The organism is Streptomyces sp. NPDC057623 (assembly GCF_042800355.1).
Lineage (GTDB): Bacteria > Actinomycetota > Actinomycetes > Streptomycetales > Streptomycetaceae > Streptomyces.
The window spans coordinates 119,619-138,286 of sequence record NZ_JBHVGZ010000003.1 but is presented as its reverse complement, the minus strand read 5'-3'; the positions used below and the strand labels follow the sequence as shown (position 1 = coordinate 138,286).

The 18,668-nt window shown below is 72.0% G+C and carries 16 protein-coding genes; 10 read left to right on the top strand and 6 right to left on the bottom strand.

Features of this window, described 5'->3' with window-relative positions; translation table 11 throughout:
• Window positions 1-201: 201 nt before the first annotated feature.
• The 4 genes from ACFU95_RS04900 (at window position 202) to ACFU95_RS04885 (ending at window position 5,080) form a co-directional block, all read left to right on the top strand.
• Entirely contained in the window at window positions 202-1,524 is a 1,323-nt protein-coding gene (locus ACFU95_RS04900; RefSeq protein WP_383821757.1) for an ABC transporter substrate-binding protein, read from the top strand.
• Entirely contained in the window at window positions 1,521-2,549 is a 1,029-nt protein-coding gene (locus ACFU95_RS04895) for a carbohydrate ABC transporter permease (RefSeq protein WP_383821755.1), read from the top strand. Before ACFU95_RS04900 ends, ACFU95_RS04895 begins: the two co-directional genes overlap by 4 nt.
• The gene (locus tag ACFU95_RS04890; protein ID WP_383821752.1) at window positions 2,546-3,448 is read left to right on the top strand and encodes a carbohydrate ABC transporter permease; all 903 of its coding nucleotides are present in this window, start codon (window positions 2,546-2,548) and stop codon (window positions 3,446-3,448) included. Before ACFU95_RS04895 ends, ACFU95_RS04890 begins: the two co-directional genes overlap by 4 nt.
• A 213-nt stretch (window positions 3,449-3,661) precedes the next feature.
• Window positions 3,662-5,080, top strand: a complete 1,419-nt coding sequence (locus tag ACFU95_RS04885) for a GH1 family beta-glucosidase (RefSeq protein ID WP_383822247.1) — start codon at window positions 3,662-3,664, stop codon at window positions 5,078-5,080.
• Between the two features lie 120 nt (window positions 5,081-5,200).
• Here the strand turns inward: ACFU95_RS04885 and ACFU95_RS04880 are convergent, their stop codons facing one another.
• From ACFU95_RS04880 to ACFU95_RS04870, 3 genes are all read right to left on the bottom strand, one after another.
• On the bottom strand, window positions 5,201-6,679 hold the full coding sequence (locus tag ACFU95_RS04880) for a cellulose binding domain-containing protein (RefSeq protein WP_383821750.1): 1,479 nt from the start codon (window positions 6,677-6,679) through the stop codon (window positions 5,201-5,203).
• Window positions 6,680-6,798: 119 nt separating this feature from the next.
• Window positions 6,799-8,202 (bottom strand): sensor histidine kinase, encoded by a 1,404-nt coding sequence (locus tag ACFU95_RS04875; RefSeq protein ID WP_383821748.1) that lies wholly within the window; start codon window positions 8,200-8,202, stop codon window positions 6,799-6,801.
• The gene (locus ACFU95_RS04870) at window positions 8,199-8,888 is read right to left on the bottom strand and encodes a response regulator transcription factor (RefSeq protein ID WP_383821745.1); all 690 of its coding nucleotides are present in this window, start codon (window positions 8,886-8,888) and stop codon (window positions 8,199-8,201) included. The genes ACFU95_RS04875 and ACFU95_RS04870 overlap by 4 nt, the downstream gene beginning before the upstream one ends.
• A 158-nt stretch (window positions 8,889-9,046) precedes the next feature.
• Here ACFU95_RS04870 and ACFU95_RS04865 point away from each other — a divergent pair, with 158 nt between their 5' ends.
• Window positions 9,047-9,568 (top strand): hypothetical protein, encoded by a 522-nt coding sequence (locus tag ACFU95_RS04865; RefSeq protein ID WP_383821742.1) that lies wholly within the window; start codon window positions 9,047-9,049, stop codon window positions 9,566-9,568.
• 20 nt (window positions 9,569-9,588) lie between these two features.
• On the opposite strand, the gene ACFU95_RS04860 is transcribed toward ACFU95_RS04865, so the two are convergent.
• Entirely contained in the window at window positions 9,589-10,458 is an 870-nt protein-coding gene (locus ACFU95_RS04860) for a spermidine synthase (RefSeq protein WP_383821739.1), read from the bottom strand.
• A gap of 56 nt (window positions 10,459-10,514) precedes the next feature.
• Window positions 10,515-10,955: a hypothetical protein gene (locus tag ACFU95_RS04855; protein ID WP_383821736.1), complete on the bottom strand. Its 441-nt coding sequence runs from the start codon at window positions 10,953-10,955 to the stop codon at window positions 10,515-10,517.
• A 279-nt stretch (window positions 10,956-11,234) separates the two neighbouring features.
• Here ACFU95_RS04855 and ACFU95_RS04850 point away from each other — a divergent pair, with 279 nt between their 5' ends.
• Window positions 11,235-12,722, top strand: coding sequence for a hypothetical protein (locus ACFU95_RS04850; protein WP_383821734.1), 1,488 nt, complete (start codon window positions 11,235-11,237; stop codon window positions 12,720-12,722).
• Window positions 12,723-12,746: 24 nt separating this feature from the next.
• Here the strand turns inward: ACFU95_RS04850 and ACFU95_RS04845 are convergent, their stop codons facing one another.
• Window positions 12,747-13,343, bottom strand: a complete 597-nt coding sequence (locus tag ACFU95_RS04845; protein WP_383821731.1) for a histidine phosphatase family protein — start codon at window positions 13,341-13,343, stop codon at window positions 12,747-12,749.
• 185 nt (window positions 13,344-13,528) lie between these two features.
• On the opposite strand from ACFU95_RS04845, the gene ACFU95_RS04840 reads away from it, so the two are divergent.
• The 4 genes from ACFU95_RS04840 to ACFU95_RS04825 are packed head-to-tail and all read left to right on the top strand — an operon-like array spanning window position 13,529 to window position 18,600.
• Entirely contained in the window at window positions 13,529-14,551 is a 1,023-nt protein-coding gene (locus tag ACFU95_RS04840; RefSeq protein ID WP_383821729.1) for a phosphatase PAP2 family protein, read from the top strand.
• Window positions 14,502-15,671 (top strand): hypothetical protein, encoded by a 1,170-nt coding sequence (locus tag ACFU95_RS04835; RefSeq protein WP_383821726.1) that lies wholly within the window; start codon window positions 14,502-14,504, stop codon window positions 15,669-15,671. The genes ACFU95_RS04840 and ACFU95_RS04835 overlap by 50 nt, the downstream gene beginning before the upstream one ends.
• Window positions 15,662-17,269 carry a hypothetical protein gene (locus ACFU95_RS04830; protein WP_383821723.1) on the top strand — a complete coding sequence of 536 codons (1,608 nt, stop codon included), beginning with the start codon at window positions 15,662-15,664 and terminating at the stop codon, window positions 17,267-17,269. The genes ACFU95_RS04835 and ACFU95_RS04830 overlap by 10 nt, the downstream gene beginning before the upstream one ends.
• Window positions 17,266-18,600 carry an AAA domain-containing protein gene (locus ACFU95_RS04825; protein WP_383821721.1) on the top strand — a complete coding sequence of 445 codons (1,335 nt, stop codon included), beginning with the start codon at window positions 17,266-17,268 and terminating at the stop codon, window positions 18,598-18,600. Before ACFU95_RS04830 ends, ACFU95_RS04825 begins: the two co-directional genes overlap by 4 nt.
• The last annotated feature ends 68 nt before the right edge of the window (window positions 18,601-18,668 follow it).

Here is an 18,668-nt window from a genome sequence, read left to right as displayed (position 1 = left end):
AACACATCTCTCCGCTCCGGGTCCCTTGACACCCCCGCCCCGACCGACGACCCTTCAACTCATCACCTGTGGGAGCGCTCCCACAGTACCTGACACATACACATCCCGCACGTTCCCCGCCCGAGCCGCAGCGAGAACAACGAACGGGCCCAACAGTGCAGTTGGCCGGGGGGTCGGCACGTCAGGCAACAGGAGGACGCAATGCGCACGAGTACCCGCCGGTCCCGCCGGCTGATGGCCCTCGCGGCCGCGGCCGCGCTGACGACAGGGCTGCTCGCCGGCTGCGCCGAGGACTCGGACGACAGCTCTTCGGAGGGCGGAGGCAACGGCGGCGGAGGCAAGACCACGCTCACCGTGGGCACCTTCGGCACCTTCGGCTACAAGCAGGCCGGCCTCTACGACGAGTACATGAAGCTCCACCCCGACATCACGATCAAGGAGAACGTCACCACCCGCACCGACGTCTACTGGCCCAAGGTCCTCACCCGACTCCAGGCCGGCGCCGGCGCCGACGACATCCAGGCCATCGAGGTCATGAACATCACCGAGGCCGTGGAGACACAGGGCGACAAGTTCGTCGACCTCGGCAAGGAGGTCGACAAGTCCCAGTGGCTGGACTGGAAGAACGCCCAGGCCACCACCAAGGACGGCAAGCTGATCGGGCTCGGTACGGATGTCGGGCCCATGGCGATCTGCTATCGCAAGGACCTGTTCGAGAAGGCCGGCCTGGAGACCGACCGGACCAAGCTCGCCGCGCAGTGGAAGGGCGACTGGGGCAAGTACGTCGACCTGGGCAAGGAGTACATGAAGAAGGCGCCCAGCGGCACCAAGTTCGTGGACTCGGCCTCCTCGGTCTACAACGCGGCCCTCGGCGGCGAGCCCGAGCGCTACTACCAGACGGACGGCACCGTCACCTGGGACAAGTCGCAGAGCGTCAAGAAGGCCTGGAACGTCGCCATGGACGTGGCGACCAGCGACATGTCGGCGAAGCTGAAGCAGTTCGACAAGCCGTGGGACCAGGGCTACGCCAACGGCACCTTCGCCACGGTGGCCTGCCCGGCCTGGATGATCGGCTACATCCTGGAGAAGTCCGGTGACGCCGGCAAGGGCAAGTGGGACGTGGCGGCGGCGCCGACCGCGGCCAACTGGGGCGGTTCGTTCATCGGCGTGCCGACCTCGGGCAAGCACCAGAAGGAGTCCATCGCGCTGGCCAAGTGGCTGACCGCGCCCGAGCAGCAGGCGAAGGTCTTCGCCAAGCAGGCCAGCTTCCCGTCGACCCCGTCGGCGTACTCGACCCTGAAGCCGGCGGCCGCCACCACGGAGTACTTCTCGAACGCGCCGATCACCCAGATCTTCTCCGACTCGGCGAAGACGATCCCGTCGCAGTACTTCGGCATCAAGGACCAGGCGATCAACACCGCGCTGACCGACGTCGGCATCCTCCAGGTCGAGCAGAAGGGCAAGTCCCCCGACGCGGGCTGGGACGCCGCGTCCGAGGAGATCAAGGACGTGCTCGGCCAGTGACCAGCTCCAAGCAGGCCCTCGCGCACTCCGCGAGCGCCGACGCCGCGCCCGGTGACCAGCCGGGCGCGGCCGGCCGCGCGCACGGTCGCGGTACGCCGCCTCCGCCGGGCCCGGACTCCTGGCGCAGCCGGCTGTACCGCTGGGACATGAAGGCGTCGCCGTACGCGTTCGTCGCCCCCTTCTTCATCGTCTTCGGGGCGTTCTCGCTCGTCCCGCTGCTCTACACGGCCTGGTACTCGCTGCACAACGTGCAGCTGGCCGACCTCGACGGCCAGACCTGGACCGGCCTGGACAACTACCAGAACCTGCTGTCCTCGGACTTCTTCTGGAACGCGCTGGGGAACACCTTCACCATCGGCGTGATCTCCACGGTGCCCCAGCTGCTGATGGCGATCGGACTGGCCCACCTGCTCAACTACAAGCTGCGCGGCTCGACCGTGTGGCGGGTCGTGATGCTCACCCCGTACGCCACCTCGGTGGCGGCGGCGACGCTGGTGTTCGTGCTGCTGTACTCGTGGGACGGCGGCATGATCAACTGGCTGCTGGAGTTCGTCGGGATCGATCCGGTCAACTGGCGCGAGTCCGACTGGGGTTCGCAGTTCGCGGTCTCGTCGATCGTGATCTGGCGGTGGACCGGCTACAACGCGCTGATCTACCTGGCGGCGATGCAGGCGATCCCGGCCGACCTCTACGAGTCGGCGGCGATCGACGGCGCGGGCCGCTGGCAGCAGTTCATCCATGTGACGATCCCGCAGCTGCGGCCGACGATCCTGTTCACGGTGGTCGTCTCGACGATCGGCGCGACCCAGCTCTTCGGTGAGCCGCTGCTGTTCGGCGGGGTGTCCGGTTCGAAGGGCGGCTCCGACCACCAGTACCAGACGCTCGGCCTGTACATGTACGACCAGGGCTGGATCATCGGCAACCTCGGCAAGGCCTCCGCGATCGCCTGGTCGATGTTCCTGATCCTGCTGATCGTCGCCGTGATCCAACTGCTGGTGTCCCGACGGCTGAGGAAGTCCCAATGAGTACAGGTGAACTGACGGTTCCTCAGATAGAGAAGGACCAGCAGCCCAAGCGCGGGCGCCGCCGGGTCATGGGCGCGGGCAAGCAACTGCACGCCGGCCCGCTCACCTATGTCGTCCTGACCGTCTTCGCGCTGGTCTCGCTGGCCCCGCTGGTGTGGACGGCGATCGCGGCCTCGCGCACCGACCGGCGGCTCGCGGAGACCCCGCCGCCGCTGTGGTTCGGCGGCAACCTGTTCAAGAACATGGAACGGGCGTGGGAGGAGGGCGGGCTCGGCACCGCGATGTTCAACACCACGTTCGTCGCGGCCACGATCACCATCAGTACGGTGGTGTTCGCCACCCTCGCCGGCTTCGCCTTCGCCAAGCTGCGGTTCCGGTTCTCCGGCGTCCTGCTGATGCTGACGATCGGCACGATGATGATCCCGCCGCAGCTGGCGGTCGTACCGCTGTATCTGTGGATGGCGGACCTCGGCTGGTCGAACCAGCTCCAGACGGTCATCCTGCCGACGCTGTGCACGGCCTTCGGTACGTTCTTCATGCGCCAGTACCTGCTGCAGGCGCTGCCGACCGAGCTGATCGAGGCGGCGCGGGTGGACGGCGCGAGCAGTCTGCGGGTGGTGTGGCACGTGGTCTTCCCGGCGGCCCGGCCCGCGATGGCCGTCCTCGGCCTGCTGACCTTCGTGTTCGCCTGGAACGACTTCCTGTGGCCGATCATCGCCCTGAACCAGGAGAACCCGACCGTGCAGGTCGCCCTCAACTCCCTCGGCACCGGCTACGTCCCCGACCAAGCGGTGATCATGGCGGGCGCTCTGCTCGGCACGCTGCCGCTGCTGATCGCCTTCCTGCTGTTCGGCAAGCAGATCGTGGGCGGGATCATGCAGGGCGCGGTCAAGGGCTGAGGCCCGTCGGGTCGCATCGCTGTCCCGTACGTCCGTCGCCCTACGCCCCTTTCCATACGTTCCTTCCCGTACGTCTCTTCCCGTACATCCCTTCCCGTACGTCCCTCGGGGCCGGGTCACCGCCGCCTCGGCCCCTTGTTCCCCCCATTCCCCCTCCCCTCCTACCCGTCGGTCTCCACGACCCCCTATGGGAGCGCTTCCATGCCTGAACCCATGTCCGCCGTGTCCTTTCCCCCCTCCTTCCTCTGGGGCGCGGCGACGTCCGCGTACCAGATCGAAGGGGCGGTGCGGGAGGACGGCCGCACCCCGTCGATCTGGGACACCTTCAGTCATACGCCGGGCCGGACGGCCGGCGGCGAGCACGGTGACATCGCCATCGACCACTACCACCGCTACCGCGATGACGTGGCGCTGATGGCCGAGCTCGGCCTGAGCGGGTACCGCTTCTCGATCTCGTGGTCACGGGTGCAGCCGACGGGCCGGGGCCCCGCGGTGCAGCGGGGCCTGGACTTCTACCGCCGTCTGGTGGACGAGCTACTCTCCGCGGGGATCAAACCGGCCGCCACCCTCTACCACTGGGACCTCCCTCAGGAGCTGGAGGACGCGGGCGGCTGGCCGGAGCGCGACACGGCGTACCGGTTCGCCGAGTACGCGCAGATCGTCGGCGAGGCGCTCGGCGACCGGGTGGAGCAGTGGATCACGATCAACGAGCCCTGGTGCGTCGCGTTCCTGGGCTACGGATCCGGCGTGCACGCCCCCGGCCGTACGGAACCGGCGGCCACGCTGCGGGCGGCCCACCACCTGAACCTGGCGCACGGCCTGGGCGCTTCGGCCCTGCGCTCGGTGATGCCGGCCCGCAACTCGGTGGCGCTCAGCCTCAACTCCGCCGCGGTACGGCCGTTCTCGCAGGACCCGGCGGACCTCGCGGCGGCCCGGAAGATCGACGACCTGGCCAGCGGCATCTTCCACGGCCCGATTCTGCACGGCGCCTACCCGGAGACCCTGTACACGGCGACGGAGCTCCTGACCGACTGGTCGTACGTCCTGGACGGCGACCTGGCCGCGATCAACCAGCCGTTGGACGCCCTGGGGTTGAACTACTACACCCCGGCGCTGGTGTCGGCGGCGGAGACGGAGGTCAGCGGCCCGCGGGCGGACGGTCACGGGGCGAGCGAGCACTCGCCGTGGCCCTGCGCGGACGACGTGACGTTCCACCAGACGCCGGGTGAGCGCACGGAGATGGGCTGGACGATCGACCCGACCGGCCTGCACGAGCTGATCATGCGTTACACCCGGGAGGCGCCCGGTCTGCCGCTGTACATCACCGAGAACGGCGCGGCCTACGACGACAAGCCGGACCCGGACGGCCGCGTCCACGACCCGGAGCGCATCGCGTACCTGCACGGACATCTCTCCGCGGTCCGCCGCGCGATCGCCGACGGCGCCGATGTCCGGGGCTACTACCTGTGGTCCCTGATGGACAACTTCGAGTGGGCGTACGGCTACGAGAAGCGGTTCGGGGCCGTGTACGTCGACTACTCGACACTCGCCCGGACGCCGAAGTCGAGCGCGTACTGGTACGGGAAGGCTGCGCGGACGGGGACGTTGCCGGCGGTGGAGACGGAGATCTAGCCGGCCGCCCCCGCAGGGAACTGCCCCGGGGGCGACAGCCCGCGCGCCCCGGCCGGATGGGGGGAAGACCGGCCGGGGCGCGCTCCCCCGTGTCATGGGTGGTCGGTCGGCTGCTCGTCCCTACTTGCCGTAGGCCGCGAACTCCTTGGAGAACGCGAACTTCTCCTGGAGGATCGAGCTGCACGTCGCGTCCGCCGCCGGCTTCTCGCCTCCCGCGCACTGCTGGTCACGGGTGGCCGACCACATCGACAGCCAGCCGAGCCCCTTGGACCGGGCGAACCTCACCAGCTGGGCGGCGTCGTCGACCTTGAAGATCTCGGTCGTGACGTCGTTGACGCCGATCATCGGGGTGACCGCGACCGTCTTCCAGGCCGCGCCGTCGGACAGGCCGAGGACGCTCTTGACCTGGGCCTGGGTGGCGGTGGCCGCCTGCTCGGCGTAGGTGCCCATGTCGCCGCTGTACGCGGGGCCGTAGTCCATCGCCATGATGTTGACGGTGTCGATCTTCACGCCCTTCTGCTCGGCGTCGGCGAGAAGGTCGACGCCGGGCTGGGTCAGGCCCTCCGGCATGACGGGGAGAGTGAAGGAGACGTCCAGGTTCGGGTGCTGCCGCTGGAGTCCGGCTATCGCCTGGGCCCGGCGCGCGTTGGCCGCCGTGTCCGGCAGCGCGCCGCCCTCGACGTCGAAGTCGACCTTGGTCAGCTTGTACGCGTCCACGACCTTGCCGTACGCCGCCGCCAGCGCGTCCGCCGAGGAGCAGGTCGTCGCCAGCTCGCTGCCCGCCGCGCCGCCGAAGGAGACACGGACATCGCCGCCCTCGGCCCGCAGGGCGCCGATCTGCGCGGCCACCGCGTCGGTGCCGAGGTCGGTGACGCCGCCCCACTTCGGGGTGCAGCCACCGCCGTCGGTGATGAAGGCGAGGTTGTAGTCCTTCACGCCGGTCGCCTCGGCGCTCGCCGCCATGTCGAAGGCCGGGTAGAGGGAGGTGTCGATGTACGGGGCGAAGCCGGCGGCGGTTCCCGTTCCGCTGCCGGGGCTCTCCGAGGGCTTGGCGGTGGGGGTCGCGGTGGCGGGAGCGCTCTGGGTGGGCGTGGCCGTCGGCTTCGGCGTCGGGGTCGGGGTCGGCGAGGCCGATGCGGTGGACGTCGGGCGGCCGCTCGGCTCGGGCGTCGCGCTGTCGTCCGTGGAACACTTCGCGGCGTCGATCAGACAGCCCGTCGGTGCGCCCGTGCCGTTGACCACGAAGCCGACCGTCACCGACTCGCCGGCGGCAAGCCCGTCCGTGTCCCACTTCGGCGGCGTCACGGTGACATGCCGCCCGCGCACGCTCGACTCGGCGTTCCACAGGGAGCTCAGCTTCGAGCCCGACGGCAGGTCGAACTCCAGCGTCCAGCCCTTGGCCGCCGCGCTGTTGTTGGTGACGACGTACTGCGCGGTGTAGCCCGTCGACCAGTCACTGGTCTTCGTGTACGCCGCCCCGATCCCGGCGGCCTGGGCCGTACCCGTGAACAGGATCGCGCCACCACCGACCACGGCCGCGGCGACGAGTCCGCCGATCGCCTTGTTCCTGCCGCTGACCTTGCGCCGGTGCGTACTCATCACGTGCCTGCCTTCGCTCATCACGGGGGTTCCCGAGGGTGGGGTGCGGCAGCACGCTAGCGATGCGGAATCGGGCAAAAGCCCTGATCCAGGCCGGTGTTGAGGACCTTAGGGTGCGCTTAAGGGAGAGATCGGGGACGGTTAAAGGTCGAGACCAATCTGCCGGGGCGGCGTCTTCGGACGGCCCCCCGATGCCCCCTGCGCACGGGCGCCCGTCCGTCCAGCTGGATCCAGATCCGCACCTCGGTGCCGCCCAGCACGGACGACCCGATCCGTACGTCCCCGCCCGTCGACTCCGCGAGCCGCCGCACGATGTCCAGGCCGAGCCCGGTCGAGCCGGCGCTGCCCGAGCCCCGACCCCGCGCCATCGCCGCCTCGGGGTCGGAGATGCCGGCCCCCGCGTCCGAGACGAGCACGATCACCGCGTCCTCGCCGTTGTGCACGTCCACCGCGAAGGCCGTGCCCTCGGGCGTGTGCCGGAAGACGTTGCCGAGCAGGGCGTCCAGCGCGGCCGCCAGATCCGCCCGGGCCACGGGTATCCGCACCGGCCGGTCCACGCCGGCCACCCGCACCTTGCGGCCCTCGTCCTCCGCCAGCGCCGACCAGAAGGCCATGCGCTCGCGCACCACCTCGGCCGCGTCGCACCCGGCCCCCGGACCCGCCGCCACCGTCTGCGGCTTGGCGTCCCGGGCCGTACGGATGATCGTGTCGACCTCGCGCTCCAACTGGGCGACCGCGGCCCGGGTCTGCTCGGCGGCCGGGCCGTCCCCGAGCGAGGCCGCGTTCAGCCGCAGCACGGTCAGGGGGGTACGCAGGCGATGGGACAGGTCGGCCGCCAACTCACGCTCGTTCGCTAGGAGTTGTACGACCTGGTCGGCCATCGAGTTGAACGCGACTGCCGCCAGCCGCAGTTCGGTCGGCCCGTCCTCCGGCACCCGGGCGCCCAGCTTGCCCTCGCCCAGCTCGTGCGCGCCCTCGACCAGGCGCTGCGCGGGCCGCACCATCCGTACGCCCAGCCGGTCGGCGACCGCGACCGACCCGACGATCAGGGCGAGGCCCACGCCGGCGAGCACCGCCCAGGCCGTGGCGAGGCCGTTGGTGACCTCCGCGTCGGGCACGTACACCTCGACGACGGCGATCTCGCCGGAGCTCAGCGCGACCGGCTGGAGCAGCGTGGATCCGCCGGGCACCTCGCTGGTCGAGGCGCGGCCCAGCCGTCGTACGGTCGCGATGTCGTCGGCGGCGGCGCGCCGGCGGCCGAGGTCCACGGCGGCCGCGTCACCGGAGGCCGGTATGTGCACGGCCATGCCCGCGTCCGACCCGGCCGAAGCGACGACCCGCTCCAGCTGGTCCCGGTCGGTGGTGATGGACAGCGCCGGGGCGACGGCCGCGGCCTCCCGCTCGGCGTTGGAGAAGGCGCGGTCGCGGGCCATCTCACGGATGACGAGTCCGAGCGGGACGGCGAAGGCGACCACGACCATGGTGGTGACCGCCAGACAGACCTTGACCAGTGCCCACCTCATCGCGGTGGCTCCAGCTTCACGCCGACGCCCCGCAGGGTGTGCAGATAGCGTGGGCTCGCGGCCGTCTCGCCCAGCTTGCGGCGCAGCCAGGACAGATGGACGTCGATGGTCTGGTCGTCGCCGTACGACTGCTGCCACACCTCGGCGAGCAGTTCCTTGCGCGGGACGACGACTCCGGGCCGCCCGGCCAGGAAGGCGAGGAGGTCGAACTCGCGGCGGGTGAGGTCCAGGCTCGCGCCGTCCAACTCGGCCTGGCGGCGCAGCGGGTCGACGGTCAGGCCGCCGACGCGGAGCACACTCGACGGCGCGGCCTCCCCGCCGCCCGACCGGGCCCGGCGCAGGACGGCGGCCATCCGGGCCGAGAGGTGCTCGACCGAGAACGGCTTGGTCAGATAGTCGTCCGCGCCCGCGTTGAGCAGCCGGACGATCTCCGCCTCGTCGTCCCGTGCCGTGGCGATGATCACGGGTACGTCGGTGATGCCGCGCAGCATCTTCAGGGCCTCGGAGCCGTCCAGATCGGGCAGACCGAGGTCCAGGATCACCACGTCGAAGCGGAAATGGGCGACCTCGCGCAGCGCCTCCAGTGCCGTACCGACGCTGCGCACCGTGTGGGCGGCGTCGGTCAGGTGCCGGATGAGCGCCGAGCGTACGAACTGGTCGTCCTCGACCACGAGCACACTTGCCATGCGCCGCACCGTACGCCATGCGAGCGAGCCCGGTCCGGGCCTGTGGACAACTCGGTTCCTGTGGACAACTCCGGCCCTTTGGAGCACTCCGCGGACAACTCAGGCCCTGTGGACAACCGCGCGACACGTCCGGGACGCGTGAGGCAGTATGGCCCGCGATGCGCAGAGGACTCGTACACGTACTGGCTTGGTCGCTCGCCACGGGCGCGGCGGTCACGCTGTCGTGGTGGGGTGTCCACACGGTGATGGCGGGCACGGTGTACGACCGGCCCCGCGCCCTGCCCATCACGGCGGCCGACGCGACCACGCAGGAGTCGAAGCCGCTGGCGTCGTCGACGAATCGGCCGACCCCCTCGAAGGGCCCGTCGAGCCCCTCGCCCAAGCCGGCCGGGACGCCCCGCACGCCCACCCCCTCGAAGACACCACCGCAGCGCACCAGCCCCTCCCCCACCACGTCCGGCCAGGTCAAGAGCTACGACACCGACGGCGGCCGCGTGGTCTTCGACATCGCCGAGACGGACGCGACCCTCGTCTCGGCGACCCCGGGTGCGGGCTGGTCGATGCAGGTGTGGAAGACGGAGACATGGATCCGGGTGGAGTTCGGCGCCGGAGCGGACCGGGTGTCGGTGTTCTGCACCTGGCACGACGGGCCGCCGCGGGTGGAGATCGGGAACTACTGACCCACCCGAAGGGCTCCGGGCTACCGGAAGACCGACGGCGGTGGCGCCGGTGAGGCGACCGCCGCCGCGTCCGTGACCGGTACGGCACCACCGGTGAAGTCGGTGAGGGACCGGCCGTGTTCGACCCGGCCCGGGTGCGGGTCCGAGGCGGCGCGGCGGGTCAGCTCGGCGACCGGGAGCGGGTGGTCGGCGGCGACGAGGACGGCGTTGCCGAAGCGCTTGCCGCGCAGCACGGTCGGGTCGGCGACCAGGGCCAGCTCCCCGAACCGGGCGGCGGCGGTGGCGATCTGGCCGCGCAGATGCGCGAGCGGCGGCCCGTCGGCGAGGTTGGCGGCGTACCAGCCTCCGGGTCTCAGCGCCCGGCGGACCTCGTCGAGGAACTCGGTCGAGGTGAGGTGGGCCGGGGTGCGGGCCCCGCTGAAGACGTCGGCGATGACGAGGTCGGCCCAGCTGTCGGGCACCTTGGCGAGCCCTTCCCGCGCGTCGACGGACCGCACCCGGACCCGGGCGCCGCGGTCCAGCGGCAGTTCACGGCGGACCAGTTGGACGAGGGCCGCGTCACGCTCGACGACCTGCTGGGTGGAGCGGGGGCGACTGGCGGCGACGTAACGGGCGAGGGTGAGGGCGCCACCGCCGAGATGCACGGCCTGTACGGGTCTGCCGGGTGCGGCCACGAGATCGATGACGTGACCGAGGCGGCGCTGGTACTCGAAGGACAGATAGGAGGGGTCGTCCAGGTCGACGTGCGACTGCGGCGCCCCGTCGATGAGCAGCGTCCAGGCCCGCGCACGGTCCCGGTCGGGTATGAGTTCGGCGAGTCCGCCGTCGACGGTCTCGACGACGGAGGCGAGGTCCGCGCCGGAGCGCCGGGGGTTCCTGGACTTTCCCACCTGGCCATTATCAGGGGGTACGGTCACCGCCACCCGCCCGCACCGGCGACCACGCGTCACCGGCAGTTGTCGGCCGCCTCGATCAGCCGCGCGGCCTCTCCCAGCGCCGCACGCAGCACCACGGGATCCGTCGCCAGGTCCGCCTCGCCGGGCGGCAGGAGCCAGTCCGAGCCCTCGACCGGCGGCTCGGGGTCCAGGTTCAGCCTCAGCCCGCGGCCGTCGGTCTCCGTACAGGTGCTGCCGGGCACGTCCCAGGCGGCCGCCGTGCCCGACGGGACCACGAAGCCGAGGGTGTCGCATCCGTCGTCGTGCAGTACGGGCCCCACCGCGTCCCCGGCGGCCCCCCGCCGCAGGATGTCGACCGCCTCCAGGCCCTGCCGCGCCGGGACCGTGACCACGTCGCAGGCCGCCGCCGGCGGCTCGCCGCACTCTGCGGTCGGCGCGTGCCCCGCCGTAGTCGACGGCACATGCGGAGCGATGCTCTGGCTGGTCTCCATCCCGACCTCCACCACGGAACCCCTTTTGCAGTCCGCGGAGTTCAACGCGCCGCGACGTCAACGGCTACGGCGGAAGTCAGCCGCAAAGGATGGCAGTTCATGGCAGATCCCGTATGAGATATCCGTTTTGTAGCCAAACACTGCGTGGCGGGTCCGCTACAGCAGGTACGTTCATGCCCGCCGACAGCAAGGGCACCACACGGATATTCGGTACGGGTGTCCGGCTCAACTCGTCCTCGCTCCGGCATGGTTCGACGGTTCGCATGAGAGGACCCGGCCATGGCGTCGTCAGAGCTGACCTCGTCCCAGCCCTTCCAACCACCGAGGCCGAATCTCGCGTTCCGGCAGCTGCGCGGACAGCGCTCGCCGGCCGAGTTCGCCGCGGTGGTACGACGAGCCGCGCGCGAGATCGGCGAGCGGGTCAGCTGTGACGCGCGTTACGTCGGGCGGGTCGAGGCCGGCGAGATCCGCTGCCCCAACTACGCGTACGAACGGGTGTTCCTGCACATGTTCCCCGGCCGCACGCTCACCGACCTCGGCTTCGCGCCCCGCTCGTCCGTACGCGGACGCCGGGCGCACACCGACGAGGACGCGCCCCTCGTACACACCACGAGCCCGGCGTGCGCCGCAAGTGAGACGTGGAGGGGCCACGAGCCGTATGACCCGCAGAACCCGTACGACCCGTACGACCCGTACGGATCAGAGCAGAACCACGAGAACCACCAGAATCACGAGATCCACGAGGAGAGCGACGTGCTGCGTCGCGCATTCATGACCGGCGGAGGCGCCACAGTGGCCGCCGCCTCGCTGAGCCCCCTGGGGCTCGCCTTCGACGCCGCGGCGGCGGAACGTCCCGTGCGACGTGCCGGGGGACACGAGGCGGACGCGCTCGAGGAAGCCGTACGCCGTATCCGGCTGCTCGACGACCGGCATGGCGCCGACGGCCTCTACCGGCGTGCCGCCGCCCCACTGCGTGCCGCGTACGAACTGCTCGACGCCGGTACGACCCGGCAGGCGACCGGCGACCGGATCCACTCGGGGGCGGGTGAACTGGCCATCTCGGTGGGGTGGCTGGCGCACGACTCGGGGCGGTTCGACGACGCGCGCTCGCACTACGCGGAGGCGCTGGCGACGGCCCGGATGGCGGGCGACCCGGCCCTGGAGGCGCACGCCTTCTGCAACACCTCGTTCCTGGCACGGGACGCGGGCCGGCCGCGTGAGGCCGTGCGGGCCGCCCAGGCCGCGCAGCGCGTCGCACGCCCGCTGGGCTCCCCCCGTCTGATGTCGCTGCTGGCGCTGCGCGAGGCGGGCGGCTGGGCGGGGCTCGCCGACCGCACCGGCTGCGAGCAGGCCCTCGTCCGCGCGCAGGCCCTCTTCGACCGGGGCCACTCCGACGCCGACCCCGAGTGGATGAGCTTCTACGGGGAGGCCGAGCTGGAGGCACTGGAGGCACAGTGCTGGTCGATACTGGGCAACTGGCAGCGGGCGGCCCGGCACGCTGGGCGGGCGGCCGAGCTCCAGGACCCGCACTTCACCCGCAACATCGCCCTGTACATGGCGGAACTGGCGGACGACCTGGCCCGGGGCGGACGACCTGACGAGGCCGCGGCCGCCGGCATGCGGGTGCTGGACCTGCTCGACCAGGTGCAGTCGTCGCGGGTGCAGACCATGCTGGCCGGGACGGCGCGGGTACTGCTGCCGCACCGGCGGGCGAGCGGCGTGTCGGCCTTCCTGGAACGACACGCGAGCACCCCCCGCATGGCGTGACCGGCGGGGGCTGTGGCCGGCCGGCTACGCCGCCAGGTGCCCCAGGTCGTTCCAGCTCTCGATCGCCGGCTCCCCGTAGGCCCACCCCAGCACCGACAGCGACGTCGGGTTCAGCCGGATGCGGGCGGCGAAGTCGAGCGGCAGGCCCAGCCAGCGCGCGCCGATGGACCGCAGTATGTGCCCGTGCGCGAAGACCAGCACGTCGCGGTCCGCCTCGCGCGCCCATGCCACCACCTCGTCGGCCCGGGCCGACACCTCGGACAGGCTCTCGCCCTCCGGCACGCCGTCGCGCCAGATGAGCCAGCCCGGCCGTACGGCCTGGATCTCGGCCGGTGTCATGCCCTCGTAGGCGCCGTAGTGCCACTCCATGAGCGTGTCCCAGGTACGCGCGCGTTCGCCGAAGCCGGCGAGTTCGCACGTCTCACGCGCGCGTGAGAGCGGGCTCGTGCGGATCTCGACCCCCGCGAGCCCGTCGTACGGCGGCCGGTGCAGACGCTCGCCCAGCAGCTTCGCGCCCCGGCGGCCCTCCTCCAGGAGCGGCACATCGGTCCTGCCCGTGTGCTTGCCGGACAGCGACCACGCCGTCTGTCCGTGCCGGGCCAGCAGGATGCGCGGTGCCATGGAAAGGCCTTTCCGGGAGAAATGAGAGGCGGACCCGTCCATCATCGCGCACGCTGTGCGGGGGCAACCCCGGGGGCGATCTCTGCGTCTTGAGGGCCGGGGCGCCCGAAGGGGGCTCGCGCATACACCGTAAAGTGGTACGACCGGTCAACCGGGCGCCGCGACGAGAAGGGGGAGGCGATCGGATGCCACGCGCCGAGACAGCTGGCGTGGAGGCGACGCCGCGGACCCGCCTGCGCTGGTGGACCGAGCTGCCGCTGATACTCCTGGTCTACGCCTGCTACTCGGCGGGCCGGCTCCTCGCCCGGGGCGATGTCAGCCATGCCGTCGACCACGGCCTCGCGATCCTGGACATCGAGAAGGCCCTGTACCTCAACGCGGAGCACCCCCTCAACCGCCTCTTCACGCGCGAGCCCTGGCTCGGTGTCCCGGCCGACTTCTGGTACGCGTCACTGCACTACCTGGTCACGCCCGCGCTCCTGGTCTGGATCTTCAGGTCCCGCACCGTGCGCTATCGCGCGGCCCGCACCTGGCTGATGACGTCGACCTTCATAGGCCTGATCGGCTTCACCCTGCTGCCCACCTGTCCGCCCCGGCTGCTCGCCGAGAGCCACGGCTTCGTGGACACGATGGCCCAGTACAGCTCGTACGGCTGGTGGGGCGGCGAGGCCAGCGCGCCGCGGGGCATGGGCGGCATGACGAACCAGTACGCCGCCATGCCGAGTCTGCACGTCGGCTGGGCGCTGTGGTGCGGGGTGATGCTGTGGCGGTACGGCGGGACCCGCCTCACGAAGGTCGCGGCCGTCGCCTACCCCCTGATCACCACGATCGTCGTGATGGGCACCGCCAACCACTACTTCCTCGACGCGGTCGCGGGCGCCGCCGTGATGGGCGTCGGACTGCTGCTGACGCCGTACGTGCTGCGGACCGCGGACCGGGTCAGGGCGCGGTTCGGCCCGGAGGTGGCACCCGTCGCGACGGCCGGAACGGCCTCCGGCGGCACGGTCGCGAAGGGTGCCCGGGACAGTGCGCGCGGCACCGTCACGGTGGCCTCCGACGACGCTTCTTCCTCAATTGTCAGTGGCGGATGCCAGACTTCCGCGGGTGAGCGAATTCCACGGCAGCGCGAGTCCCGGTTCGGATCCGGAGCCGAGCCGAGTGCCTCTCCCCAGGACGCGGGGGACGGCGCTCCGACACCGGCTCGCTGAGCTGCGCGGTCCCGACGTACCGGCCAAGGCGCTGGACGCGCGCGCCCTGGCCGCCCTCGCCGCCAACCCCGGCTGCAGGCGGCGCGCGATCCTGGACGGCGCCGGGGTGAACAAGGCGGCACTGGCGAGCGCGCTGGGCTCGCCGTCGGTCTTCGGGCAGTCGCAGTTCGCCTTCACGCGCGGGAACGCCTTCGAGGCCAAGGTCAAGGCGGACGGCGGCGCGGAGCTGCTGCGGCTGGCGCACGAGAGACTGGACCGCACCGCCGAACCGCCCGGCCACGCGCGTGTGCCCGAGCTCACCGCGACCGGCCCCGAGGGCCGCACGGCCCGTACGGCACTGGCTCTGCGGGAGGCCACCGAAGCGCGCGGCGAGTGGACGCTGCTCGACCATCCGATGCTCGCGCTGGACGTCGCCGGCTCGCCCGCCTTCCTGGAGCCGGACGCGGTCGTCGTGCATCCGGACGGCAGCTGGACGGTCGTGGAGATCAAGTCCTTCCCGATGCTGGACGGCGCGGCGGACCCGGCCAAGGTCGGCGCGGCCGCGCGGCAGTCCGCGGTGTACGTGCTGGCGCTGGAGCAGATCGCCGCCCGGCTCGGCTCGGACGGCGCCCCCGCCCCGCGCGTGCGCCATCGCGTCCTGCTGGTCTGCCCCAAGGACTTCTCCAACCTCCCGACCGCCTCGGCCGTCGACGTCCGCAAGCAGCGCGCGGTGACCGCCCGCCAGCTGGCCCGGCTGACCCGCATCGAGGACATCGCCGACACCCTCCCCGACGGCACCTGCTTCTCCCCGGAGCTGCCCGCCGCCGACCTGACGACGGCCGTCGAGTCGGTCTCGGCGACGTACGCGCCGGAGTGCCTGTCCGCCTGTGAGCTGGCCTTCCACTGCCGAGCCCGCTCCCGCGCGTCCGGCGCGGTCACGTCGCTGGGCCGTTCGGTGCGAGCCGAGCTGGGCGACCTGACGACGGTCGAGGACGTCCTGTCGGCGGCCCGGGGCGAGTCCGGCGACCCGGCCGACCCGGCGGTGGCCGCCCTGCGCAGGGCGGCGCGGCTGCGTGGCGAGGCCCTCGGCCGGGAACCCGGGGCCCTCGGCCGCCCGGAGGCGGTGGCCGCGTGTCGCTGATCTCCACCCTCGCCCGCCTCGAAGCGGTGAGCACGGGCCGCGCCCAGCCCGCCGCCACCGTCCGCCACCGGCGTCTGTCCGAGCGGCCGCTGGTCTTCGTGCCCCTCACCACCGCGGGTGAGGCCGGGGCTCCGCTCGGCGCGCTGGTCGGCACCGACCGGGACGCCCCGCACCTGCTGGTCGTACCCCAGCCCCGCGACCGGGACCTCCGGTTCGCCTTCCTGGCCGAGCTGGCGGACGTCGTCCTGCCGTACATCGACACCTACGCGCAGGACGTGGAGGCGGCCGAGCGCAACGAGACCGATCCGGAGACCGGCAAGCGGGTCAAGGTCGAGGTCGAACTGTGCGCGGACGCCCCGCAGTTGATCGTGCCGAGCCGCGCGGGCATCGACTTCGTACGGCTCCTGGGCCGCTCGATGCGCTTCCGGCGTACGGCGGAACAGGACCCGGAGACCCCCTATCCGGCGCCCCCGCGCGTGCCGTTGCTCGGCCGCTGGCTGACCCACTTCGCCGAGCGGGCCCGTGTGCCCGGCTCCTCCCTGCTGTCGGCCATGACGGACGTACTGGCCCGGCACTGGACGACCGGCCAGTCCACCCTGGAGGACCAGCATCTCGGCGCGCTGCTGGCGTGGATCGACCCTCCCCACCAGGCGTCGACGGGCGCCGAGGCCGCACTGCGGGCGGAGCTCGCGCGGGACCGGGAGGGCCAGCTGCTGTGCCCGCCCGCCGGTCCCGCCACCGACCCGGCGTTCGACAACAAGTTGCTCGCCCCCGCCATCGAGCGCTACGACCGCGCCCGCACCGCCCTCGCCGCCGCCGAGGACGGGCTGGAGGCGGACGACCGGCTCGGGGATCTCACCGCCGCCGAACGCGAGATCCGCGCCCTCGTCGAGAGCCGGACCAGGCCCACCTGGGACGCGGTGTGGCGGGGCCTGGACCTGGTGCGGGAGCTGCCCGAGGCCGGGCGGGTCGAGGAGCGGTGGACCCGCGACCGCTGGTCCTTCACCGGCCACCGCGACCGCGTCCTCGCCGGCGAACCCCCGCAGCCGCGCCGTGACGACGCGGTCACCGCCGCCAACAAGCTCGCCGCACGCGAGCGTGAACAGGCCCGTCTGGAGGCGCAGGAGGCGCTCGACGACCCGCTGGTGATGGCGGGGCGGCGACTGTCCGGGGAGGCGTTCGCGGGCGAGGTCACCGAGGTCGTCATGGCGTACAGCGAGGGCAAGCGCCCGAGTCCGCGGCCCCTGGTGACCGTTCGCACGGACGACCGGCCGCATCTGGGCGAGCGGGCCAAGGTGTTCCGCTCGCTGGGCGGCAAGCCCCAGTCGGCGGAGTTCGTCGGGTACGAGGGGGACATCGAGGACGGGGGCGTGCTCGTGGTGCTGCGGGTGCTGGACAAGATGGGCCGCGGCAAGGAGCCGGAGGAGGGGTCGGTGCCCGAGAAGGGCGACCTGTTGTGCTTCACGTTGTTCGAGCACGAGCCGCGGGGCGGCGCGAAGCTGCCCGACCCGGAGCAGACGCCGTGGACGCACGGCGGGCCTCCCGGGGAGCAGGCCCCCGAGGCCGCCGACGCCCTGACCGAGGAGGACGTGCTGTGACCGCCGTGTTCGACCCCGGTGCCGCGGCGACCGAGGCCACCGACGCGATCCTTCACGACACGCTGCACGGCACCGCGCGCGGCGTCGTCGTCGACTCCCCGCCCGGCGCCGGCAAGTCCACGCTCGTGGTCCGCGCGGCCCTCGAACTCGCCGACGCGGGGCGCCCGCTGATGGTCGTCGCGCAGACCAACGCCCAGGTCGACGACCTGGTGCTGAGACTCGCCGAGAAGAACCCCGAGCTGCCGGTGGGCCGGCTGCACAGCAGTGACGCCGACCCGTACGACAAGGCCCTGGACGACCTGCCGAACGTACGCAAGTCGGCGAAGGCGGGCGACCTGGCGGGCCTCTCGGTCGTCATCTCCACGGCGGCCAAGTGGGCACACGTCAAGGTCGACGAGCCCTGGCGGCACGCGATCGTCGACGAGGCGTACCAGATGCGCTCGGACTCGCTGCTCGCCGTGGCGGGGCTGTTCGAACGGGCGCTGTTCGTGGGCGACCCGGGGCAGCTGGACCCGTTCGCGATCGTGGGCAGCGAGCAGTGGGCGGGCCTGTCGTACGACCCGTCGGGCTCGGCCGTCACCACCCTCCTGGCCCACAACCCCGAACTGCCCCAGCACCGCCTGCCGGTCTCGTGGCGGCTCCCCGCGTCCGCCGCGCCCCTCGTCTCCGACGCCTTCTACCCGTACACCCCGTTCCGCAGCGGCACGGACCACGGCGACCGACGCCTGTCCTTCGCGGTCCCGTCGGACGGCTCGGGCCCCGACCGGGTGATCGACGAGGCGGCGGAGTCGGGCTGGGGACTCCTGGAGCTGCCCGCCCGGAACACCCCGCGCACGGACCCCGAGGCGGTCCGGGCGGTGGCGACGGTCGTACGGCGCCTCCTGGACCGGGGCGGAGCGGCGACGTCGGAGCGCTCGCCCGATCCCGCTCCCCTCACCGCCGGCCGGGTCGCGGTCGGCACGGCCCATCGGGACCAGGCGGCGGCAGTCCGGGCGGCCCTGGCAGAGCTGGGCGTGACGGACGTCACCGTGGACACCGCGAATCGCCTCCAGGGCCGCGAGTACGACGTGACCGTGGTCCTCCATCCCCTCTCCGGCCGCCCCGACGCCACCGCCTTCCACCTGGAGACGGGCCGCCTGTGCGTCCTCGCCTCCCGCCACCGGCACGCGTGCATCGTGGTCTGCCGGGCGGGGGTGAGCGAACTGCTGGACGACTACCCGTCGACCGAGCCGGTGCAACTGGGGACGCTGGTGAAGTTCCCGGACGGCTGGGAGGCGAATCACGCGGTTCTCGCTCGGCTGGCGGAGCACCGGGTCGCGTGGCGCCCGTGAACCGATGCGAACCGAACAGCACCCACCCGTGCGGCCCCACCCCAACACCACCCATCCGCCGGACGGAG